At 74.3% G+C, this 20,932-nt stretch carries 18 protein-coding genes and 1 pseudogene; 10 read left to right on the top strand and 9 right to left on the bottom strand.

What is annotated here, in order from left to right; translation table 11 throughout:
• The first annotated feature begins 111 nt into the window (after positions 1 to 111).
• The gene (locus BG482_RS10840) at positions 112 to 744 is read left to right on the top strand and encodes a VanZ family protein (protein ID WP_176741344.1); all 633 of its coding nucleotides are present in this window, start codon (positions 112 to 114) and stop codon (positions 742 to 744) included.
• Between the two features lie 31 nt (positions 745 to 775).
• On the opposite strand, the gene BG482_RS10835 is transcribed toward BG482_RS10840, so the two are convergent.
• The gene (locus BG482_RS10835; protein ID WP_069768732.1) at positions 776 to 1,012 is read right to left on the bottom strand and encodes a hypothetical protein; all 237 of its coding nucleotides are present in this window, start codon (positions 1,010 to 1,012) and stop codon (positions 776 to 778) included.
• A gap of 121 nt (positions 1,013 to 1,133) precedes the next feature.
• Between BG482_RS10835 and BG482_RS10830 the strand changes: the two genes are divergently transcribed.
• The 3 genes from BG482_RS10830 to BG482_RS10820 all read left to right on the top strand — a co-directional run bounded on the left by BG482_RS10830 (position 1,134) and on the right by BG482_RS10820 (position 4,171).
• Positions 1,134 to 2,174 carry a PHP domain-containing protein gene (locus BG482_RS10830; protein WP_069768731.1) on the top strand — a complete coding sequence of 347 codons (1,041 nt, stop codon included), beginning with the start codon at positions 1,134 to 1,136 and terminating at the stop codon, positions 2,172 to 2,174.
• A gap of 63 nt (positions 2,175 to 2,237) precedes the next feature.
• Positions 2,238 to 2,894 (top strand): HAD family hydrolase, encoded by a 657-nt coding sequence (locus tag BG482_RS10825; protein ID WP_069768730.1) that lies wholly within the window; start codon positions 2,238 to 2,240, stop codon positions 2,892 to 2,894.
• 308 nt (positions 2,895 to 3,202) lie between these two features.
• Positions 3,203 to 4,171 carry an SDR family NAD(P)-dependent oxidoreductase gene (locus tag BG482_RS10820; protein WP_069768729.1) on the top strand — a complete coding sequence of 323 codons (969 nt, stop codon included), beginning with the start codon at positions 3,203 to 3,205 and terminating at the stop codon, positions 4,169 to 4,171.
• Here the strand turns inward: BG482_RS10820 and BG482_RS10815 are convergent.
• On the bottom strand, positions 4,137 to 5,009 hold the full coding sequence (locus BG482_RS10815; RefSeq protein ID WP_069768728.1) for an alpha/beta fold hydrolase: 873 nt from the start codon (positions 5,007 to 5,009) through the stop codon (positions 4,137 to 4,139). The two genes, BG482_RS10820 and BG482_RS10815, sit on opposite strands and share 35 nt — an antisense overlap.
• A 175-nt stretch (positions 5,010 to 5,184) precedes the next feature.
• Here BG482_RS10815 and BG482_RS10810 point away from each other — a divergent pair, with 175 nt between their 5' ends.
• On the top strand, positions 5,185 to 6,213 hold the full coding sequence (locus tag BG482_RS10810) for an SDR family oxidoreductase (RefSeq protein WP_069768727.1): 1,029 nt from the start codon (positions 5,185 to 5,187) through the stop codon (positions 6,211 to 6,213).
• A 56-nt stretch (positions 6,214 to 6,269) separates the two neighbouring features.
• Here BG482_RS10810 and BG482_RS10805 read toward each other — a convergent pair whose 3' ends face one another.
• From BG482_RS10805 to BG482_RS10790, 4 genes are all read right to left on the bottom strand, one after another.
• Positions 6,270 to 6,506 (bottom strand): hypothetical protein, encoded by a 237-nt coding sequence (locus tag BG482_RS10805; protein WP_069768726.1) that lies wholly within the window; start codon positions 6,504 to 6,506, stop codon positions 6,270 to 6,272.
• 208 nt (positions 6,507 to 6,714) lie between these two features.
• The gene (locus BG482_RS10800) at positions 6,715 to 8,052 is read right to left on the bottom strand and encodes an ROK family transcriptional regulator (RefSeq protein ID WP_069768806.1); all 1,338 of its coding nucleotides are present in this window, start codon (positions 8,050 to 8,052) and stop codon (positions 6,715 to 6,717) included.
• Between the two features lie 90 nt (positions 8,053 to 8,142).
• Positions 8,143 to 9,105, bottom strand: coding sequence for a phosphotransferase family protein (locus BG482_RS10795; protein WP_069768725.1), 963 nt, complete (start codon positions 9,103 to 9,105; stop codon positions 8,143 to 8,145).
• Positions 9,106 to 9,129: 24 nt separating this feature from the next.
• Complete coding sequence (locus BG482_RS10790; protein ID WP_069768724.1) at positions 9,130 to 12,315, bottom strand: bifunctional cytochrome P450/NADPH--P450 reductase; 3,186 nt, start codon at positions 12,313 to 12,315, stop codon at positions 9,130 to 9,132.
• Positions 12,316 to 12,492: 177 nt separating this feature from the next.
• On the opposite strand from BG482_RS10790, the gene BG482_RS10785 reads away from it, so the two are divergent.
• From BG482_RS10785 to BG482_RS10770, 4 genes and pseudogenes are all read left to right on the top strand, one after another.
• On the top strand, positions 12,493 to 13,092 hold the full coding sequence (locus BG482_RS10785) for an HD domain-containing protein (RefSeq protein WP_069768723.1): 600 nt from the start codon (positions 12,493 to 12,495) through the stop codon (positions 13,090 to 13,092).
• A pseudogene (locus BG482_RS10780) lies at positions 13,085 to 13,741 on the top strand (PAS domain S-box protein). Before BG482_RS10785 ends, BG482_RS10780 begins: the two are co-directional and overlap by 8 nt.
• 301 nt (positions 13,742 to 14,042) lie before the next feature.
• A complete protein-coding gene (locus tag BG482_RS10775) occupies positions 14,043 to 15,296 on the top strand; it encodes an aromatic acid exporter family protein (RefSeq protein ID WP_069768722.1) in 1,254 nt (417 codons plus the stop codon).
• A 326-nt stretch (positions 15,297 to 15,622) separates the two neighbouring features.
• On the top strand, positions 15,623 to 16,900 hold the full coding sequence (locus BG482_RS10770; protein WP_079141732.1) for a lactonase family protein: 1,278 nt from the start codon (positions 15,623 to 15,625) through the stop codon (positions 16,898 to 16,900).
• Here the strand turns inward: BG482_RS10770 and BG482_RS10765 are convergent.
• Positions 16,868 to 17,593: a DUF2470 domain-containing protein gene (locus BG482_RS10765; RefSeq protein WP_069768721.1), complete on the bottom strand. Its 726-nt coding sequence runs from the start codon at positions 17,591 to 17,593 to the stop codon at positions 16,868 to 16,870. The genes BG482_RS10770 and BG482_RS10765 overlap by 33 nt on opposite strands.
• A gap of 127 nt (positions 17,594 to 17,720) precedes the next feature.
• Positions 17,721 to 18,335: a TetR/AcrR family transcriptional regulator gene (locus tag BG482_RS10760; RefSeq protein WP_069768720.1), complete on the bottom strand. Its 615-nt coding sequence runs from the start codon at positions 18,333 to 18,335 to the stop codon at positions 17,721 to 17,723.
• Positions 18,336 to 18,443: 108 nt separating this feature from the next.
• Between BG482_RS10760 and BG482_RS10755 the strand changes: the two genes are divergently transcribed.
• Entirely contained in the window at positions 18,444 to 20,120 is a 1,677-nt protein-coding gene (locus BG482_RS10755) for a cytochrome P450 (RefSeq protein ID WP_079141731.1), read from the top strand.
• Here BG482_RS10755 and BG482_RS10750 read toward each other — a convergent pair.
• Positions 20,082 to 20,912, bottom strand: coding sequence for a pentapeptide repeat-containing protein (locus BG482_RS10750; RefSeq protein ID WP_069768719.1), 831 nt, complete (start codon positions 20,910 to 20,912; stop codon positions 20,082 to 20,084). The genes BG482_RS10755 and BG482_RS10750 overlap by 39 nt on opposite strands.
• Positions 20,913 to 20,932 lie beyond the last annotated feature (20 nt).

Below are 20,932 nucleotides of genomic sequence, written 5' to 3'. Positions count from 1 at the left end.
CGCGGCGGACGTGACGGCCGCGGGAGAGCCCCGGAGCCGTCCGCCCGCATCCCCGGGCCGTTCGAGGGTAATCGCCCTACGACGCCCGGATGTTGAACACTGGAGGACCGCATGGCCCGTGCAGCGCTACGTCCGCTCACCACGTTCCGCCTGCGCACCGGCAAGACAGCCGCACCCGAGCCCGCCGAGCCGGACCGAGCACAGCGGGCCCGGAGAGCGGGGAGCTCGCGCAGGGCCAGGAAGGCAGAGAGGGCCGCGGAGGCGGAGTCGGCGCGTCCCGAGCACCGGCCACTGCCGTTCCCGCTCCGGCTGCTGGCGATGCTGGTGGCGTTCGCGTTCATGGTGGCGTTCGCCGTCGCCCTGGCCCGCATCACCCTGGAGCCGTCGCCGGCGTCGGCGGCGCTGGTGCACTCCAACCTGCGCCCCGGCGACTCGCTGCGGGCCTACCTGGACCAGCCGGCGCTGCGCGACGCGGTGAAGCAGATCGGCGGAAACCTGCTGCTCGGCGTGCCCTTCGGGGTGCTGGTGCCGGTCGTCGCGCCCCGGGCGCGCGGGTTGGTGCGAGTGCTGCTGCTGACCGCGACCGTCATGCTGCTCGTGGAGTTCGCCCAGGGTGCGCTGGTGACCGGACGCGCCTTCGACATCGACGACGTCATCCTCAACACCACGGGCGCCCTGATCGGCTACCTGCTCCTGGGGCGCAGGGTGAGCCGCGCGGTGCACGCGCGCAAGCAGCGCGTGTGAGGCGGCGCGGGACGGGCAGCGGGGGCGCCGCTCAGTGCGGCTTCCAGGTGTACTTGTCCCCGCCCACCCAGCGCACGGTGTCCGGGTCGTCGAGGTCGTGGACCGTGATGCCGAAGGCGGCGGCGATCTGGAGGACGTCGGTCACGTCCCTCGCCTCGCCGACCACCTCGGCATCGATTTCCACGATGCGGAACGGCGCGGGGCCCGGCTGTACTCCGAGCACCATGATCCGCGGCCGGGAGACGCGCAGGCTCGCGATTTCGCTCATGACATAGAGGGTAGAGCGGAACGCACCGGTATGAATCATCGAACGTCCCCCGCCGGGAAGGCCGCTCCGCTCGTCGTGCGGTCGGGGCGCCGGTGGGGAACTCTGGAGCCAGGAGGTGGCGATGGATCCCGTCGAGGCACTGGACCGGATCGCCTTCCTGCTGGAGCGGTCCCTGGCGCCGACGTACCGTGTGCGGGCCTTCCGGACCGCGGCCCGGGTGCTGGCACGACTGACCTCGGCGGAGGTCGAGCAGCGGGCGGCGGCCGGGACGCTGGAGTCGCTGAAGGGCGTGGGCCCGAAGACCGCGCAGGTGGCGAGCGAGGCGCTCGCCGGCCGGACGCCGTCCTACCTGGAGAAGCTGGAGGAGGAGGCCGGACGGCCCCTGACGGACGGCGCGGGGGCCGGGCTGCGCGCTCTGCTGCGCGGCGACTGCCATGTCCACTCCGACTGGTCGGACGGCGGCAGCCCCATCGAGGAGATGGGCCGGGCCGCGGCCGCGCTCGGTCATGAGTGGGCCGTGCTCACCGATCACTCGCCACGCCTGACGGTGGCCCGCGGGCTGTCCCCCGAGCGGTTGCGCCGCCAGCTGGAGGTGGTCGAGGAGCTCAACGCCACCTGGGCGCCCTTCCGGCTGCTGACCGGCATCGAGTGCGACATCCTCGACGACGGGTCGCTGGACCAGGAACCCGAGCTGCTGGACCGGCTCGACGTGGTGGTGGTGTCCGTGCACTCCAAGCTGCGGATGGACTCCCGGGCGATGACACGCCGCATGGTGAACGCCGTGCGCGATCCGCACGCCGACATCCTCGGCCACTGCACCGGGCGGCTGGTGACCGGGCGGGGGCGGCCCGAGTCGGAGTTCGACGCGGACGAGGTGTTCGCGGCGTGCGCCGAGTCGGGCACCGCGGTGGAGATCAACAGCCGGCCCGAGCGGCTCGACCCGCCGCGCCGGCTGCTGCGCCGGGCCCTGGCGGCCGGTGTGCTGTTCTCGGTCGACACCGACGCGCACGCGCCCGGCCAGCTGGACTGGCAGATCCTGGGCTGCGCGCGGGCCGAGGAGTGCGAGGTGCCCGTAGAGCGGATCGTGACCGCCTGGCCCCTGGCCGACCTGCTGGCCTGGACGCGGGAGGGCCGGGTGCCGGCGGGCGTGACCGGCCCGTGAGGTGGTACTCGGGGGTATCGCCCGGGGTACGCAGAGGTACCCGCAGAAGGAGAAGGGACTCAGATGACTCGCGCCGCCGTGTTCGACGTCGACGGCACCCTCGTCGACACCAACCACCTGCATGTCGTCACCTGGTGGGAGGCCTTCCGGCAGGCGGGCCACCGGGTGCCGATGCACGCCGTGCTGCGGGCCGTGGGGCTCGGATCCGAGGACCTCATCGCCCGCCTGCTCGGCGACGACCGGGACAAGGACGAGGACGCGGAACTCAGCGCCGCCCACAAAGCCCTGTACGGACAGTACTTCGACCGGCTGCCGCCGCTGCGGGACGCCGGTTCGCTGCTGCGCCGGCTGCACGGCGACGGCTGGACGGTCGTGCTCGCCACCTCGGCGAGCGGGCCCGAGCTGTCGGCCCTGCGCGCCGCCATCGACGCGGACGACGTCATCGCCGCGACGGCCAGCGCCGACGACGTCGAGGAGGGCAAGCCCGCGCCGGAGCCGGTGCAGCACGCCCTGGAGCTGGCCGGCGCCCCCGCCGAGCAGGCCGTGTTCGTCGGCGACACCGTGTGGGACATGCAGGCCGGCCGCCGGGCCGGGGTGCGCTGCGTGGGCGTCCTCTGCGGCGGCATTCCCCGGGCAGACCTGCTGGAGGCGGGCGCGGAAGCCGTCTACGACGACCCGGCCGACCTCCTGGCCTCCCTGACGACGAGTCCGCTGGCATGAGGTGACGGACGTCACCGCTTGCCGCGGCGAACCGGGGAACACGCATAGGTAGTTACCCGTTGAACCAACCGTGGGTGTGGACGGGACAGTGTCCCCGGGCCTCACCTTCTGCCCACAGGGACGATCGTCCGGCTGAAGCCCTGTGGAGCGTCTCGCCGAGAGGCGACCGCCGTCCGCGCCCACGCACAGACCGCCCCGACCGTGATTCCCCCGTCCGGTCGGGGCTTCTCCCTGTCCGGGCGCGCGGACTGCGCGAAACGCGGTACGCGCTTGACTTCGAGCGCACTTCAATTCGTAGCGTCTCGGACATGAGCACTGCACAGCACAAGATCGGTTCGGGGTTCGACGCCCACAGCACCGCCGACGACGTCCTCGCCGGCATCGACCTGAGCGGACAGCTCGCGATCGTCACCGGCGGCTACTCCGGGCTGGGCCTGGAGACCACCCGCTCGCTCACCAGGGCCGGCGCCCGCGTCGTCGTCCCCGCCCGCCGCCCGGACACCGCACGGGAGGCCGTGCAGGGCATCGACGGCGTCGAGGTCGACGAGCTCGACCTCGCCGACCTGGACAGCGTGCGCGGCTTCGCCGACCGCTTCCTCGCCTCCGGCCGCACCGTCGACCTCTTCATCGGCAACGCCGGCGTCATGGCCTGCCCCGAGACCCGCGTCGGGCCCGGCTGGGAGGCCCAGTTCGCGACCAACCACCTCGGGCACTTCGCGCTCGTGAACCGGCTGTGGTCCGCGATCGAGCCCGGCGGGGCCCGCGTGGTCTCGGTGTCCTCGCGCGGCCACCACTTCTCCGGCGTGCGCTGGGACGACGTCCACTGGCAGCAGGGCTACGACAAGTGGGAGGCCTACGGCCAGGCGAAGACCGCGAACGCGCTCTTCGCCGTCCACCTCGACCGGCTCGCCCGGGACCGGGGCGTCCGGGCCTTCTCGCTGCACCCCGGCGGGATCATCACGCCCCTCCAGCGCCACATCCCCAAGGAGGAGATGGTGGAGCGCGGCTGGATCGACGAGGACGGCAACGTGATCGACCAGCCCGGCTTCAAGTCCCCCGAGCAGGGCGCGGCCACCCAGGTCTGGGCGGCGACCTCGCCGCAGCTGGCCGGCATGGGCGGTCTCTACCTGGAGGACTGCGACGTCGCCGAGCCCGCCGTCGACGGCGACGTCCGGTCCGGTGTCAGGGACTGGGCGACGGACCCGGAGCAGGCGGCGCGACTGTGGGAGCTGTCCGCCGAGCTCACGGGCGTGAACGCCTTCCCGGCTCAGGGATAGTCCGGCTCACTCCCGCCGCGAACTTGCGCAGATCGGCGGTGAGCCGGTCGGCGTGGGTCGCGAAGAGGCCGTGACCGGCGTCCTCGTACACCTCCAGGGTGGAGTTCGGGGCGAGGGCGGCGGCGCGGCGGCCCGTCAGCTCGAGCGGCCCGGAGGTGTCGTGGGTGCCGTGCACGACGAGCACGGGCAGGTCGAGCGCGGCCAGTTCGGGTGCGACGTCGAGGGCGGCGATCAGCTCGCCGACGGCGACGCCGGCGCGAGCCGTGGACCCGTGGCAGCGCCGGATCATGGTCTGCACGTATGCCGCGGAGAGGTCGTTGCCCGGGCGGTCCAGGGCGAAGAAGGCGCGGGCCCCGTCGGCGAAGAACGCGGAGCGGTCGCGCCGGAAGGCCTCGACGCCGGCCAGCATCACTTCCGGGTCGACGCCCTCGGGGTGGTTCGCCGACCGGGCGGGACCGGGCGTCATGCCGGCGACCAGCGCCACCCGGGCCACCCGGTCGGCGCCGTGCCGGGTCAGACAGCGGACGGCCTCGGCCGCGCCGACCGAGTGGCCCACCAGGGTCACCTCCCGCAGGTCGAGGTGGTCCAGCAGGCCCTGGACGTCGTCGGCCAGGCTGTCCAGGTCGAACCCGCCCCAGACGTCGTCCGAACGGCCGTGGCCGCGCCGGTCGAAGCCGACGCAGCGGTGGCCCTCCCGCGCCAGCGGCAGCATCTGGTACTCCCACATCTCGGACCCGAAATACAGGCTGTTCACGAAGACGATCACCGGCCCGTCGGCCGGGCCGTAGTCGATGTGGTGCAGCCGGGCGCCGTCGACGGGGCTCGTGAAGTACGGCATGGACGTCCTCCTGCGGTGCGTGCGGGATGCGGTGAACGGTGACGTCGTCCATGCTCGCCGCCCGGGCCGCGGGGGTCGATTACCTCCGAGGTCAGGTGCCCGGGACCGGGGCCGCGTGCGCCGGTGCGGGCCGGGTACTCGGTCGGCTCCCCCAGGACCCCGAGAGGAGCCGAAGGTGAGCAGCGCAACGGGCAGCAACATCGTGGTCACGGGCGCCACCGGCAACGTCGGCACGAGTGTGGTGCGTCGTCTGTCCGAGGATCCGGAGGTCGCCTCGGTCCGCGGGCTGGCGCGACGGATCCCGGACTGGTCCCCGCGCAAGACCGACTGGACGGCCGTCGACCTGGCCTCCGAACGGTCGGATCTCGCGGCCGTGTTCCAGGGCGCAGACGCCGTGGTGCATCTGGCGTGGGCGTTCCAGCCCACCCACGACCCGGCGGCTACCTGGCGGACGAACGTCCTCGGCAGCCTGCGCGTGTTCGAGGCCGTGGCCGCCGCGCAGGTGCCCGTGCTGGTCCATGCGTCCTCGGTGGGTGCGTACTCGCCGGGCCCGAAGGACCGGCCGGTGGACGAGTCCTGGCCCACGCACGGCTGGCCGGACGCCGCCTACTGCCGGGAGAAGGCCTACCTGGAACGCGCCCTGGACATCTTCGAACGTGACCGTCCGCAGACCCGGGTGGTGCGGATGCGGCCCGCGTTCCTGTTCAAGCGGGAGTCGGCGAGCGAGCAGCGGCGCATCTTCGGCGGGAGGTTCCTGCCCGGCCCGCTCGCCCGCCCCGAACTGCTGCCCTTCCTGCCGGACGTGCCCGGGCTGCGGATGCAGACGCTGCACACCGACGACGCCGCCGAGGCCTATCGGCTCGCCCTGCGCACCGAGGTGCGCGGCCCGTTCAACCTGGCAGCCGAGCCGGCCGTGGACGCGAAGCTGCTGGGCGAGATGTTCGGCGCCCAACCGCTGCGGCTGCCCCGCACGGCTGCGCGCACGGCGATCGCCGCGGCCTGGAACCTGCACCTCCTGCCCGCCTCACCCCACCTCTTCGACGCGGTCCTGCGGCTCCCCCTGATGGACTGCACCCGCGCCCGCGTCGAACTCGGCTGGCGCCCCGAGCACACGGCGCCGGAAGTACTGGAAGAGTTCCTGTTCGGCCTGCGCGAGGGAGCGGGCGCCCCGACCGACCCCCTCCAGGGCCGCAAGGCGAGCTGACACCCGGCCGCGGGCGCCCGGCCACCCCACGGCCGGGTGTCCCCGGACGGCGGTGGTCAGGCGGTCGGCTCTTCGGGCTCGGGGTGCTCGGACTGGCCGCTGCCCGCGTGCGGGGCGCCCTGAGGGCCCGTTCCCGCCTCGTCGGTGTCGGGGACGTCCTCGGCGGCCTCCGGTGACTGCTCGGGCTCGGCGACGTCCCAGCGGTCGTCGCCCCCGTCGGCCTGTTGGTCCGGCGGGTCGCGCGGGACCGGCGCACCGTTCCCGCCGGGTCCCTGGAGACGGTCTTCGGCCACGACGTCCTCCCTTCGCGGTCGCACCGCGTCGAACGCGGGCGACGGTCCCCGGACGGCGTTCGTCCGGGCGACTCGCGAGTACCTCCCGCACGGACGGCGAAACGTGGGACCCACCGGCCTCGCAGGCCACGGCCCGGGGCACGGCGCCCGCCCGGACCGGGACAGCGGAGGCGGGCACAGCGCGCCGCACGGGCAGCGCACCACGGGTTCAGCGGGGGGCGCGTTCCTCCAGTACCGTGCGCCAGGCCGGTGCCGGGCCGGTGGGTGCGGGCTCGGGGCGTCGGCCGCCGCGGCCGAAGAAGTCGGCGAGCGGGAGGATCGCCGCCCCGACGGTGACGGCGTCCGGGCCGAGCCGCCCCAGCTCGACGGTGACCTTCTGGGCGGGGTGGCGCAGCGCGTACGCGGTGGCGTGCCGGCGCACGGCGGGCAGGAAGCGGGCGCCCAGCTGCAGGCCGGCCCAGCCGCCGATGAGGATGCGCTCCGGCTGGAAGAGGTTGATCAGATCGGAGAGACCGGCGCCGAGGTACTCGGCGGTCTCCTCCAGCACGGCGAGTGCGACGGGGTCCGCGGTCCGCCCCGCACCGGCGGTCTCCACGCCGTCGGCGGGCCGGCCGCCGTCCGGTCCGGCCGGGGGGTAGGCGGCGGTCAGCATCGCGGTCAGCGCGGTCTCCTCGTCGACGTTCTCCGGCGGCCGGCCGCCCTGCTCGCGCCAGCGTTCCAGGAGCGCCTCCGCGCCCGCGTACGCCTCCAGACAGCCCAGGGCGCCGCAGCGGCAGCGGCGGCCCCGCACCCGGACCGTCAGATGGCCCCATTCGACGGCCCGGCCGTGTTCCACCTCCGGCGTGACCAGGCACGCCCCGACGCCGGAGCCGAACAGGACGACGACCGCGCTGTGTGCGCCCCGGCCGCCGCCGAACCACATCTCGGCCTGGCCCAGCGTCTTGGCGCCGTTGTCGATGAAGTACGGGACGCTCTCCGGCAGGAGGGCTCCCTCGCGCAGGAGCGCCTCCACCGGCACGGCGTCCCAGCCGATGGTCTGGCCGTGCACGACGGCCCCGCGCTCGGGGGTGTGCTCGACGATGCCCGGGACGCCTATGCCGACCCCGAGAAGCCGCCCCGCGTCGACGCCGGCCGTCGCCAGGACCTCGGCGACTCCCTCGCGGATATGGGCGACGATCCCGTCGACCTCGTACCGGCTCTGCTCCAACGGCCTTTCGGCGCGGGCGAGTTCCGTGAGCGTGAGGTCGAACAGCTCGATCCGCACCCGCGTCTCGCCGACGTCCACGCCGATCATGTGGCCGCCGGCGGGGGCCACCCGCAGCAGGATGCGGGGGCGGCCGCCGTCGGAGTCGACGCTGCCGGCCTCCTCGACCAGTCCGTCGGCGACCAGGTCGGCGACGACGTTGCTGATCGAGCCGGAGCTCAGGCCGGTGGCCGGCCCCAGCTCGAAACGGCTGAGGGGCCCGTCGAAGTAGAGTCGTTGCAGTACGGCCGTGCGGTTGGCCCGCCTGAGGTCGCGTACCGTGCGCCCGTTCCGCCCCGTCATGTCGCTCCCCTCCGAGCCCTGCCCGACCTGCAACATACCTCCGTGGGAGGGCGTGCGCGACATTCTCCAACCCTTAGTTCACGATGTGAGCTAAGAGAGGTCCGCGGTGGCGATCTCATCCAGCGCCGCCACCAGCTCGGGAGCGACCCTCTCCTGCACCCAGCGGAGGTGTTCGGGGCCGGCCGCCCGCGGGACCGTCTCGGTGAGCATGATCAGGTAGAGGTAGGCGCGGTAGAGCGCCAGACGCGCCCGGGCGGACGCGCCGAACACGGCCCGCCCGCCGCCCTCGCGGTACCCCCGCAGGAACGCCTCGTCCGTCCTGATGTCGCCCAGCAGCGCCAGGGACACGAAGTCCGCGAGGGGGTCGCCCCAGAACATGCGCTCGCCGTCGATGAGGCCGCCGACCCGGGGCTCGCCGCCGGCGCGGTCGACCAGGATGTTGCCCGGCCACAGGTCGAAGTGGACCAGACGGGGGACGGTCACCTCGTCGAGGGCGTCATAGGCGGTCCGGGCCACCGCGGCCACCTCGTCGACCGGGCGGGGCAGGGGGGCGCCGTAGTGGCGGGCGTCGTCGAGGAGAGCGTCGAACATCGCCGTGAACGCGGTGCGCCAGTCGGGGGCGAGCGGGCCGAGCGCGCCGGTCGGATAGCCGAACCCCGGGCCGGTCACCTCGTGGAGCCGGGCGACCTGACGGCCCGACTCCGTTCGCAGCGGAACCTGTTCGGCGGCGGTGAGCGAGTCGTCCCAGGGGTCGCCCGGACACGGCGTCATCAGCAGACAGGGCCCGTCGAGGACCACGACATGCGGCACCGCCACCCCGGCCTCGGCGGCCCCCCGGCAGAACTCCGCCTCGCCCACCAGCAGTCGGCTCTCGTGACTGAGGCCCACCGCCGCGGGCTCGACCTTGAGCACGTAGCGGCTGCCGTCGGTGAGGCCCAGTTCCTCGACGGTGTTGTAGGTGCCGCCGCCGAGCGGGCGGAGCCGGGCGAGGCGGTCGGGCGGGATGCCCGCCGCCTCCAGCACGCCTCGGGCCCGTGCCCAGGAGTCCGTCACCGTGCGCCCCTCCCCTTCCTCCGGTCAGCCCGCCGCGTACACGTCCTCGAGGTAACGGCCGTGCGCTATCAGCTCGTCGAGCCACGCCGCGGCGGCGGAGTCGTCGGCGCCGGGGGTGCGCTCCCGGTACAGGGTACGGAACGCGTCCCGGACGCCGGGAGCCATCCGGGAGCCGTCGCCGCACACGTACACCCGGGCGCCGCCGGCCAGCAGCCGCCACACTTCGTCGGCCTCGGCGGCGATACGGTGCTGGACGAACGCCATGCCGTCCTCGGGGGCCGCGCTGAAGACGGGGCGCAGCGTGACCGCGCCGGCGTCCTCGGCGGCGCGCAGCTCGTCGGCGTGCAGGAAGTCGGCGTCCGGCGCGTCGCAGCCGAAGTAACAGAGCGCGGGCGGCAGTTGTTTCCCGGCGGCGAGGGCCGCGACGCGGTCGGCGACGGCGCCGCGGAACGGCGCCAGGCCGGTGCCGGCCGCCACCATGACCACGGGCGCGGAGTCGTCCACGCGGAAGGCCGCACGGCAGGGCTGGACCCGGGCGTACACGGTGTCGCCCGGCGCGAGGCCGGCCAGATGCCCGGAGCCGGTGCCCCGGTAGACGCCTTCGCCCGACCGGGCGGGCGCCTCCAGCAGCGAGACCATCAGGTCCGCGTGGCGGGGGTCGACGGCGGGCGAGGAGGAGATGGAGTAGTGCCGCGGACGCAGCGGGGTGAGGAGCTCCAGCAGCCGCGGCCAGTCCAGGGCGCCGCGCAGGGCCGGGAACGCTTCCAGGACCTCGACGAGCGTGCGCGGGTCGCCCTCGGGGAAGGCGGCGAGCGCGGCGCGTTCGGGCGGGCAGGGGTTCGCAGCGGACAGCACGGCGAGCTGGGCGGTGCCCGGCCGTTCCTGCAACTCGACGTGACGAGTCAGCAATTGACGTACGGTCAGGGGCCGGTCGACGGCGAGTGTGTCGCGCCGGGAACGGCCGGGGCGGATGTCCAGCACGTCGTCGAGGTCGACGCCGAGCGCGGCGGCGACGCGGGTGACGAGGCCGGGGGCGTTGGCGGGGAGCACGGTGAGATGGTCGGCCGTGCGGTAGTCGGTCCCCTCGGGCAGGGCGATGCGCAGGAACCGCTTGCGGCGGGGGTGGCCCGGGGCGGTGAGGTCGCGGGCCTCGGTGACCCGCATCGCGACCAGCCCGTGCCGGGCGGCGAGGGCGTCGAGCGGACCGCCGGTCAGGGTGCGGACCTCGTAGGCGGGCGTGGGCCCGGCGTCGGGTCCGGCAGACGGTTCCACGGCGTCCGGGTCGCCGTACCGCTCCAGGAGCGCGGTGCGCAGCCGGGTGGTGAACTCCCGCACGGCGCCGGTCAGATCGCCGGACGCGTCGGCGGCGGCGCGGTCGAGGAGGCGGACGGCGCCGAGTTCGGCGAGCCGTTGGTCGATGCGCACGGGCATCTGCTGGTACGTGGCGGCCCAGTTGCGGTCGCCGACGCCGAGGACGGCGTACGTCACTCCGGAGAGGTCGTGCTCGCCCTCCAGCCAGGCGGCGAAGGCGGCGGCGTCGTCGGTGGGGCGGCCGTTGTAGGAGGCGGCGACCACGATCACCGGACGGTCGACGGGGAGCCTGCCCGCGTAGGCGTCCAGCGGGGCCACGTCGGTGTCGCAGCCGATCCCGGCCGCCTCGTCGGCGAGCCGGGCCGCGAACTCACGGCAGGTGCCGTAGTTGCTGCCGTGCAGGAAGAGGGCGCCGGAGCCGGGGCGGACCCGGGCGGGAAGCGCACCCCCGTCGGCCTGTGCGGTCTCGGCCCGGGCGGCGCCGGGGAGGTCGGGGTGGTTCCGGTCGGCGGGCGTGCGCAGCCCGAGCGTGAGAGTGAAGCCGTCGGGTTTGAGGGTGAGGGTCTCCTTCACCGCGAGGCGGTAGCCGGCGTGGTCCTGCGGCCGGTAGCGGTGGACCAGCACGGCCAGCAGCATGGTCGCCTCGTGCAGCGCGAACTGCCGTCCGATGCAGGCCCGTTCGCCGGTGCCGAACGGCTTGAAGGCGTGCACCGGGCGGGCCGCCTCCGCCTCGGCCGTGAAGCGGGAGGGGTCGAACAGTTCGGGGTTGTCGCCCCAGACGGGCTGGCGGTGCAGCATCGGGGCGAGGACGACCACCGACTCCCCCGCCTTCAGCGGGACCCGCCCGCCGAGCAGGGTGTCCTGGAGCGCCGCGCGGCTGAAGGCGGCCGCCGTGGGCCACAGCCGCAGCGCCTCGTTGAGGACCTGCCGGGTGTAGGTCAGGCGGCCGACCTCGTCGTACGTCGGCTCGGGGTCGGCGGTGTCGCCCCACAGGGCGTCCACCTCGCGCTGGACGAGCCGGAGCGCCGTGGGGTCCTTGACCAGGTGGTACAGCGCGAACGACATCGCGCCGGAGGTGGTCTCGTGGCCGGCGATCAGGAAGGTGATGACCTGGTTGCGGACGTTGGCGAGGTCGAGGGTGGCGCCGTCGGACGGGTGCTCGGCGGCGAGCATCAGCCCGAGGAGGTCGTCGGCTTCGGCGGCCTCGCCGCCGTCCGCGGTGCGGGCGGCGATGACGTCGTCGACGACCCGGGCCAGGTAGTCCGCGTCGGCCCTGAAGGCGGCGTCGGCGGCCGAGTGGTCCTCGCCGGGGAGGCGGGCGAGTCGGGTCATGCTCCACTCCAGGCAGCGGACCATCGCCTCGACGAAGGGGTGCGGCTCGTCCCGCTCGAACGAACCGAAGTCGTAGCCGAAGCCGGCGAGTCCGATGGTGTCGAGGGTCATGCGGGTCATGTCGTCGGGGACGTTCACCGGCCGGCCCGCCCGGGCGGCGCGGTCCCAGGCGTCGATGAGCCGTCGCGCCACCTTCAGCATCACGGGGTGGTAGGCGCGCATGGAGCCGAGGGCGAAGGCCGGCATGAGGATGTCGTGCGCCTTCGCCCAGTTGGGCTCGTCGTTGTAGGCGGTGAAGAGGCCGTCGGCGGCGAACTCGCGGACGTTCTCCAGAGCGGGCCCGACGTGCTTGGCGAACCGCCGTTCGTCGGCGAGGTCGGCGACCAGGTCCGCGTCGGCGACGAACAGGGTGTCGCGGCCGTGCAACCGCCGCACGAGCAGCGGCCCGTGTTCGCGCATCAGCTCCATGACCTGCTGAACGGGGGTGCGGCCGGGGCCGGTGGCGCTGATGTCGGCGACGGGGACGGAGCCGGCGGACCGGAGGGTGCGCTGCGCGGTGGGGGGCATGGCGCGACAACTGCCTTTCGCTGTGCGGGGGTAGGCGTACCGGGTGTACGGCGTACCGGAGTACAGCGTGATCCACTCGCGGCGGCGGCCCGTGCCGTCGCACTACATGTTCGTGCAGTGGGCGAGGCCGGCAAGGGGTTGCGGGAGCGGGCGACCGGCGGTTATTAGGCTTGTCGGATGACCACCGTCCCGACCGTGCTGTCCATCGCCCTGGGCGAGACCTCGGCTCCCGTGCTGCGCCCGCTGCCCGAGGAGGTGGCGGCGCTTCTGGCCGAGATCGGCGCCCCGCCCCGGCTGGTCGCTCACCTCAGGGCCGTGCACGACGTGGCGGCCCGGCTCCTCGACCGCGTCGGACGGCGCGATCCGGCGCCGCCGGTGGACCGGTGGGCGGTGTTGTTCGGTGCGGCCACGCACGACATCGGCAAGACCCTGCACCCCGGCGAGCTGTCCGGCCCCGGCTCCCGGCACGAGGAGGCCGGGCGGGACCTGCTGCTGGCCCACGGGGTGAGCCCGGGCCTGGCCCGGTTCGCCGCGACCCATGCCTCCTGGGGGAGCCCGGACGCCGGGCTGGAGGATCTGCTCGTCAGCCTGGCCGACAAGGTGTGGAAGAACAAGCGGGTGGCCGACCTGGAGGACCTGGTCGTGGCGGAGCTGTGCCGGGTGAGCGGGCGGCCCGTGTGGCAGGAGTTCCTCGACCTGGACGAGTTCCTCACCGTTCTGGGCGAGGAGGCGGACCTGCGGCTGGCCTGGCAGGCGGCGCATCCCGTCCATGGGTGAGAGCGGCGAGCCGGGCGAGGGAGCGCAGCATGCCGTGGTGTGGCGCAACCGTGCGTTGACGCTCTTCGACCGGGTGTCGGTGCCGGTCGCGGTGTGCGACGTGTACGGCGCGGTCCTGCTGGCCAATCCGGCGATGGCGGCGGAGTGCGGAACGAGTCCGGGGCGCCTGCGCGGGCGGGACGTGCTGGAGCTGTTCCGGCCGCGGGAGTCGAACCAGGTGGAGCGGATCGCGCAGGCGCTGCGGCTTCGGCACCGCTCGCGCTACCAGGTGGCGGTGCGCTGGCGGGCCCCCGGCGGCGGTGAGCGGCTCGGGGAGCTCACGGCGGACCCGGTCAGCGACACCGTCGAGGAGACTCCCGCGCTGCTGGTGATGCTGCGCGTCCTCGGCGAGGCGGCTCCGCGCAGGGCGGACGCCCCGGTCCGGGTCACGTCCGTCGAGAGGCGCATCCTCGCGCTGCTCGCCGGGGGCGCCACGACGGCCCGTGCCGCCCGCGAGACCGGCCTCACCCCGGACGGGGTGACGTACCACCTGCGGCGGCTGTCCACGCGCTAGGGCGCGGCGAACCGGACCGAACTGGTCGCCCGCGCCTATGCGCTGGGGGTGCTGGCGGCAGGGGTCTGGCCGCCTTCTCCTGCGGGCGACGAGTAAGCCACGCCCCTGCCGTCTCCGCCCGTCGCCGGGCGGGCGCTTCCACCCCGGCGGCGGGGTCTCCCTGAGGACCGCACGCGAGGCGGCGCGGCGGGCCGCTCCGAGGAGGGCCTCACGCTGGAGGAGCAGATCGCCCCAACGACGCACAACCTGTCCGCCTTCCTCGACGCGCGGTACGCCTGACCGGCTCCCCGGCTCCCCGGCTCTCCGGCGGCCCGGGACACGGCCCGGTCGGCCGTCCGGACCAGCGAGGGGCGGAAGAGACGTTCGAGGCAGGTGAGGAAGGGGAACTGGTCTGGGGATGCAAGAAGTACGTCAACGTGCGGCGCCGCTCGTGCGGCTGGTGCGGCGCCATCGGGACCCCGTCGTCCTCCAGGCTCTGCGGTCGGCCGCCGCGGCCTCGATCGCCTACGTCGTCGCACTGCGCCTGAGCCCCGAGGCACTGCCGCTCACCGCGCCGCTGACGGCGTTGCTGGTCGTCCAGGTCACCCTGTACGCGACCCTCACCAACGGCGTCCGCCGGGTGACCGCGGTGGTCGCGGGCGTCGTCGTCGCCATCGTCTTCAGCCTCCTGGTAGGTCTGACCTGGTGGAGCCTCGGGCTGCTGATCGTGGCCTCGCTGGGCGTGGGGCACCTGGTGCGGGTCGACGAGTACGTCCCGGAGGTGGCGATCAGCGCCATGCTGGTGCTGGGCGTCACCACCGTCGGGGACACGGCGTGGGCGCGGGTGGTGGAGACGCTGATCGGCGCGGTCGTCGGCCTCGGCTGCAATCTGCTGCTGCCGCCGCCGGTGTGGGTGGAGGAGGCCGGCGAGTCGATCGAGGGGCTGGCCCGGCGGCTGCGGCAGCTGATGCTGCGCATCGGCGAGGAGGCCGCGGGCCGTACCCCGGCCGAGCAGGCGGCCGCCAGGCTGCACGAGGCGCGCCGGCTGGACCACGACATCGTCGAGGTGGACGCGGCCCTGCGGCAGGCCGAGGAGAGCCTGCGGCTCAATCCCCGGGTGCGGGAGGGGCTGCTGCACCGGGTGGTGCTGCGCACCGGTCTGGACACGCTGGAGATCTGCACGGTGGTGCTGCGGGTGCTCGCCCGGTCCCTCACCGACCTCGCCAAGGAGCGGGAGCCGCATCCGCTGTTCCCGCCCGCGACCGGCGAGGTCGTGGAGCGGGTGCTCTCCGAGATCGCCGACGCGGTGGTCAGCTTCGCCGTGCTGGTGACCACGCACGTCAGCCTGAACGCGGACGCCGCCGAGGCCCGGCTCACCGCCGAGCTGCGCCAGGCCGCCACCACCCGCGACAAGCTGGCCCAGCTGCTGCTGGAGCAGCTCCAGCACGACGCCCGCCAGTGGCAGCTGCACGGCGCGGTCCTGACCGAGGTCGACCGCATCCTCGACGAGCTGGACACCGAGCACCGCTCCCGCCGGCTCCTGGAGGAGCTGGACCGCAACAGTCAGGAGCAGCGGGAGCGCCGGCCATGGCTGTACCGGCTCAGGGCGCGGCTGCGGATACCGGGCCGGCTGCGGCGAAGCCGGGCCGCCGCCCGACGTCGTGCCGACTGACGCACGCGACGAGGACGACGAGCGGGACAGGGGGAGGACCGGCACCGCCGTACGCCCCGCCGTGTTCCCGCCGTACGCCGGTCCGGGCATCCGCAGAGCCGTCCTGGCGCCCCGGCGCCCCGCCGCACGTCCGTCCGCACGTCCGTCCGCACGTCCGTCCGCACGTCCGTCCGCACGTCCGTCCGCACGCGCGTCCCCGCGGCCGACCCGCGACCGGACGCGCGCCCCGGCGCGAGTCGGCCTCCGCGTCCGCTTTTGCGTTCGCCGGTCGGTCCGGGTGAAGGTGGCTGTCACGGCGGAGGCGGACGACGACCTGAGGTGCGGGCATGGACAGTGGGACGGGAGCGGCGCGACGGGGGTCCCCCGGCCCGCCGGAATCCGGGGACCGTGGACGCTGGACGCGGCGCCGTTTCGTCGGCGCGCTCGGCGGCGCGGCCGCGGGATCGGCGCTGGCCGGATGCGGCGGTGACGGCGATCCGGCCGACGTCGGGGAGGCGCGGCGGGGTGCACCTCCCCGGCAGCCGTCGTCGTCCGCGGCACCGAAGGCCTCGCCCCACCCCTCGCCGAGCCGCTCCGGCGCGCGCCCGCTGTACCTGGGCACCTACACCTCCGCGGAGGGCGGCGGGAAGGGCATCGGCGTCGCCGCGTACGACGGCGCCTCGGGCCGGATCACCGGGAAGGGCACGATCACCGGCGTGCCGGATCCGTCCTACCTGGCGGTGCACCCGGACGGCGCAACCCTGTACGCGGTGAACGAACGCGAGCGGGGCGCGGTGACCGCGGTGCGGCTGTCCGACGAGAAGGTGCTGGGGAGCCGGGCCACCGGCGGGGCCGCCACGTGCCATCTGTCGGTGCACCCCGGCGGGCGGTGGCTGCTGAGCGCCGACTTCGGCTCGGGCACCGTGGCCGTCCACCCGATCGACGCCTCGGGGGCGCTCGGTGAGCGCACCGACATGGTCCGGCACACCCGCCCTGCGCCCCGGCCGGGCCAACAGGGGCCGCACGCACACCAGTTCATCACGGCTCCGGACGGCGGACACGTCCTGGCCGTCGACTTCGGCACGGACACCGTGTACAGCTACCGCCTGGACGACAAGGCGGGCACGCTCACCGAGGTCGCCCAGGCGCACACCCGGACGGGCGCAGGTCCGCGCCACCTCACGTTCCATCCCGGCGGCCGGCACGCCTATCTGGCGAACGAGGCCGACGACACGGTCACGGTGTGCGCCTACGAGCCGTCGAGCGGCCGGCTGACGATCGGGCGGCCGCAGTCCAGCGGCTCGAAGGCGGACACCAACTACCCGGCGCAGCTGGCGGTCACGCCGGACGGCGCGTACGCCTTCCTCGCCAACCGTGGCGACAACACCGTCGCGCGCTACGCGGTGGAAGCGGCCGGCGCGCGGCTGCGGCTGCTCGGCACGACGCCGGTGGAGGGCGACTTCCCGCGGCAGATCGCCCTTTCCCGGGACGGCCGACTGCTGTTCGCCGCCAACCAGCGATCCGGCACGGTCAACGTCTTCCGGGTGGACGGCACGAACGGCGAACTCCGGCTCGCGGACAAACCGTTCGCCTCACCCGTCGCCGTCTGCGCGCTGCCGCTGTAGGGCGCGCGGGCAGGACGCGCCGGCCGCCCGGGTGAGCAGGACGTGCATCCGCTCGGTGAGCCGGGCGACGTCGTCGGCAGGGGCGTGGAAAGTCAGCCGCACGTCGCCGTGGGCGCGGGCGCGTTCGACGCGCAGCGTCAGCCCGAGCCGGTCCACGGCGAGCGGCTGAACGCGGACGGCGCCGTGCAGGCTGTCCGGCGGGACGAGCCGGGTGAGCCGCTCCACCGCGTCCGGGTGGGCGTCGGCGAGATGCGTGAGCAGCCGGGCCTCGTCGGCGGCGAGGGGGTCGGGCCGGGCCTGCGCGAACTCGTCGAGGGCGAGGACGACCGCGCCCGTGGACGGTGTGAACACGATGCGGGCGGCCTGGAAGGCGAGCCGGTCGCCCTCGGGGGTGAACCAGCCGGCGAGCCGGAGCCGGGAGCGGACCCGGCGGCGCACCGGAACGGGTGCGACGTCGGCGAACTCCAGCACGGCGGACGGCTCGCCGTGGGGCGCGCAGATCGCCGCCGTGAGCAGGGCGCTGTCCTCGGGGACGCGCAGGACCACCCGGCCGTCGTCGTCGACCGTGTGCGCGCCGACGAACTCCTCGCGTTCGCCGCCCGCGGTCACCGCGCAGGACCATGCGGTGGCGAGCACCGATCGGGCCCGCTCGGCGGCCGTGGGCGCCGCGGCCCAGCTGTGGCTGTCACCCATCCTGAAACCTCCTAAGGTAAGGCTTGCCTAACCTATCGGAGATCCGAGGTCGCGCCAACCACCGCCCTCGCCTCCACCATTGCCGACGAGCACGTCACCGGACCTGGCCGGACAACGCCGGAGAAGATCACTCCGGAGAAATGACCCCCAGCAGCGCCCTGGCGCACAACTCCCGTACCTGCTCGCGGGAGAGCTCGGAGCCGCGCAGCCACTCCAGGCAGACCGCCGTCGTGAACGCCAGCCAGCCGCGCACCGCGAGCCGTACGTCGAGGCGCTCCTCCAGGACCCGCCCGAACTCGGGGTCGGCGCCGAGGGCCGCCAGCATCTGCTGCTCCTGTGCCGCGAGCGCCCGCTGGTAGACCTTGCGCACGGCCTGGTCGCCGGCGGCGTCCGCACGGTGGAACGCGCGATAGCCGTGCGCGTGGGTCTCCACGTACTCCAGATAGGTGTCGAGACCGGACACGAGCTGTTCGCGGACCGGGACGCCGGGCACGGCCGCCGTCATGCGCAGCATCCGCTCGCTCTCGCGCTCGACGACCGCCGCGAAGAAGTCCCGCTTGGTGGGGAAGTAGTGGTAGAGCAGCCCGCGGGAGACCCCGGCGATCTCGGCGACCTGCTCGATCCACACGTCGTCGTACGGACTCTCCGAGAAGAGCCGCGCACCGACCGACAGGAGCTGTTCCCTGCGCTCCTCGGTGCTGAGTCGACGCCGGGTGCGCTCCTCCCCGTGGTTCGCGGCCATGGCCGCACCTTACTTGACGCCGGTTCAACGGCGGCACCAGACTGAGGCGCGCTATTGAACCCATGTACAACATGCTCAACCTGCCGCTGCATCGAGGGAGATCGCGTCATGGCGGAGACGGGGACGACGGGAACAGCGGAGCCTGCGGGAACAGCGGGGTGCGCCGGGCCGGCGGGCTCGACGGGATCCCCGCGGAGCGCGGCGGCCCCGCTGCCGACGGCGACGGCCGGGGCGACGCCCGCGGACACCCTGCCGAGGGGCTTCCGCAGTGCGGAGCTCGGCTGGCCCGAACTGGCGCGGATACCGCATCCGCCGCACCGGATCCCCCTCCTCGGCGACCTCCTGGGGGCGAGCCGGCGCACCCCCCTGCAGGACTCCCTGCGGTACGCCGCGGAGCTGGGGCCGATCTTCCGCCGCAAGGTGTTCGACCGGGAGTTCGTGTTCGTCGGGGGCGCGGCCCTGGCCGCCGACATGGCGGACGAGACGCGGTTCGCCAAACACGTGGGACTGGGCATCGCCAACCTGCGCCCCGTGGTGGGGGACGCCCTGTTCACGGCGTACAACCACGAGCCGAACTGGCAGTTGGCGCACGACGTCCTGGCACCGGGGTTCAGCCGGGAGGCCATGGCCGCCTACCACCCGATGATGCTGGACGTGGCGGCACGTCTCACCGGCCACTGGGACGCGGAACTCGCGGCGGGCCGGGCGGTGGACGTCCCCGGGGACATGACCAAACTGACCCTGGAGACGATCGCGCGCACCGGCTTCGGGCACGACTTCGGCTCCTTCGAGCGCGCACGGCCGCACCCCTTCGTCTCCGCGATGGTGGGCACCCTCACCTACGCACAGCGGCTGAACACCGTGCCCTCCCCCGCCCTGTTGCGGCGGGCCACGCGCCGCAACGAGGCCGACATCGCCTTCCTCAACCGCACCGTCGACGATCTGGTCCGGGAGCGCCGGTCGGCGGGCGGCGGGGAGGGCGACCTGCTCGACCGGATGCTCGACACCGCCCACCCCTCGACGGGCGAACGGCTGTCGGCGCTGAACGTGCGCCGCCAGGTCGTCACGTTTCTGGTGGCCGGCCACGAGACGACCTCGGGCGCGCTCTCCTTCGCCCTGCACTACCTCTCCCTCAACCCGCATCTCGCGGCCCGCGCCCGCGCCGAGGTGGACCGGGTGTGGGGCGACACGGCCGTGCCCGGCTACGAGCAGGTGGCGAAACTGCGCTATGTGCGCCGGGTGCTCGACGAGGCGCTGCGGCTGTGGCCGACGGCGCCCGCGTTCGCACGCGAGGCCAGGGCGGACACCGTGCTGGGGGGCGAGCACCCGATGCGGCGCGGCGGCTGGGCGCTGGTCCTCACCGCCATGCTGCACCGCGACCCCGAGGTCTGGGGGCCGGACGCCGAACGCTTCGACCCCGACCGCTTCGACGCCCGGTCCGTGCGCGCGCGTGCTCCGCACACCTACAAGCCGTTCGGCACCGGCGCCCGGGCCTGCATCGGACGGCAGTTCGCGCTCCACGAGGCCGTGCTGGTGCTGGGGCTGCTGCTGCGCCGGTACGACCTGCGGCCGGACCCCGACTACCGGCTGCGGGTCACGGAACGGCTGACGCTGATGCCGGAAGGGCTGCGGATGCATCTGGAGCGGCGCACGCGCAAACCGTCCGGCGGGCCCCTGGAACAGGCGGGCGGCCCGGTCGGCCGACCCGGTGGGGATCCGGTCGGCGAAGAGGGTGCGGCGCCGGACTCAGCGCCGCGCTGTCCAGTGCGCGGGCCGGGCGACTGACTCCGGCAGGCGGGTGCCCGCGCTCCCCCGAGCCGCGTTCAGCTGCGGCTGGGTCAGGAAGAACGCGCCGCTCAGATCGGCGTCCGTCAGGTCGGTGTCGCGCAGGTCGGCGCCGATCAGGTCCGCTCGGCGCAGGTCCGCGCCGGTGAGGTCGGCGGCGATCAGACAGGCGCCGCGCAGGTTCGCGCCGTGCAGATCGGCCCCCTTGAGCCGGGCGCCCATCAGGTCGGCGCCCCGCCGCTCCTTCCTGCGCCCGGGTATGCCGGAGCGGACCAGTTCGCTGGTCCTCAGCAGCAGCACGTTGACGTCGCCGCGGTGGGCGGGCACGTCGAGCGCGGCCAGCTCGTCCGGGGACAGCCGGGTGAGTTCGTCGGTGCGGTCCAGGAGCCGCCGCAGCTCGCCGTGGATCGGGCGGGCGGCGGGGAGGGCGAGCGCCTCGGTGAGATACCAGAGGAGTTCGTGGAGCTGGCGGACCACCGGGAACACCTCGAGCATGCGCCGGGCCTCCGCACGCGGGGCCGTGTCCCGGTCCCGGCCGCCGAAGGTGACCTGGGAGACCTTCTGCCCGGCGCCGAAGCAGTCGTAGACCGTGCAGCCGGTGAAGCCGGACTCCCGCAGCCTCGCGTGGATGCCGCAGCGGTGGCCGGGGCCCAGGTTCGGGCACGCCTTGCCGGCGGGCTTGTCGATCGCGAAGTCCGCGGAGCGGGCGAAGGGCAGGGCCACGCAGCACAGTCCGAAGCAGTTCTCGCAGTCGCCGCGCAGGTCGGCCGGCTGCACCGTCTTGTCTCGCATGCCGCCAGCCTACTGACGTG

It is taken from the genome of Streptomyces sp. LUP30, from assembly GCF_001746365.1.
Classification (GTDB): domain Bacteria; phylum Actinomycetota; class Actinomycetes; order Streptomycetales; family Streptomycetaceae; genus Streptomyces.
The sequence above is the reverse complement of the archived record's forward strand: the minus strand, read 5'-3'. Positions and strand labels throughout refer to the sequence as shown.

Excerpts from the sequence above, each read along its gene's own strand:
- BG482_RS10840 (WP_176741344.1), top strand. The coding sequence starts at position 112 with ATGGCCCGTGCAGCGCTACGTCCGCTCACCACGTTCCGCCTGCGCACC.
- BG482_RS10835 (WP_069768732.1), bottom strand. The coding sequence starts at position 1,012 with ATGAGCGAAATCGCGAGCCTGCGCGTCTCCCGGCCGCGGATCATGGTG.
- BG482_RS10830 (WP_069768731.1), top strand. The coding sequence starts at position 1,134 with ATGGATCCCGTCGAGGCACTGGACCGGATCGCCTTCCTGCTGGAGCGG.
- BG482_RS10825 (WP_069768730.1), top strand. The coding sequence starts at position 2,238 with ATGACTCGCGCCGCCGTGTTCGACGTCGACGGCACCCTCGTCGACACC.
- BG482_RS10820 (WP_069768729.1), top strand. The coding sequence starts at position 3,203 with ATGAGCACTGCACAGCACAAGATCGGTTCGGGGTTCGACGCCCACAGC.
- BG482_RS10815 (WP_069768728.1), bottom strand. The coding sequence starts at position 5,009 with ATGCCGTACTTCACGAGCCCCGTCGACGGCGCCCGGCTGCACCACATC.
- BG482_RS10800 (WP_069768806.1), bottom strand. The coding sequence starts at position 8,052 with ATGACGGGGCGGAACGGGCGCACGGTACGCGACCTCAGGCGGGCCAAC.
- BG482_RS10790 (WP_069768724.1), bottom strand. The coding sequence starts at position 12,315 with ATGCCCCCCACCGCGCAGCGCACCCTCCGGTCCGCCGGCTCCGTCCCC.
- BG482_RS10785 (WP_069768723.1), top strand. The coding sequence starts at position 12,493 with ATGACCACCGTCCCGACCGTGCTGTCCATCGCCCTGGGCGAGACCTCG.
- BG482_RS10775 (WP_069768722.1), top strand. The coding sequence starts at position 14,043 with ATGCAAGAAGTACGTCAACGTGCGGCGCCGCTCGTGCGGCTGGTGCGG.
- BG482_RS10770 (WP_079141732.1), top strand. The coding sequence starts at position 15,623 with ATGGACAGTGGGACGGGAGCGGCGCGACGGGGGTCCCCCGGCCCGCCG.
- BG482_RS10765 (WP_069768721.1), bottom strand. The coding sequence starts at position 17,593 with ATGGGTGACAGCCACAGCTGGGCCGCGGCGCCCACGGCCGCCGAGCGG.
- BG482_RS10760 (WP_069768720.1), bottom strand. The coding sequence starts at position 18,335 with ATGGCCGCGAACCACGGGGAGGAGCGCACCCGGCGTCGACTCAGCACC.
- BG482_RS10755 (WP_079141731.1), top strand. The coding sequence starts at position 18,444 with ATGGCGGAGACGGGGACGACGGGAACAGCGGAGCCTGCGGGAACAGCG.
- BG482_RS10750 (WP_069768719.1), bottom strand. The coding sequence starts at position 20,912 with ATGCGAGACAAGACGGTGCAGCCGGCCGACCTGCGCGGCGACTGCGAG.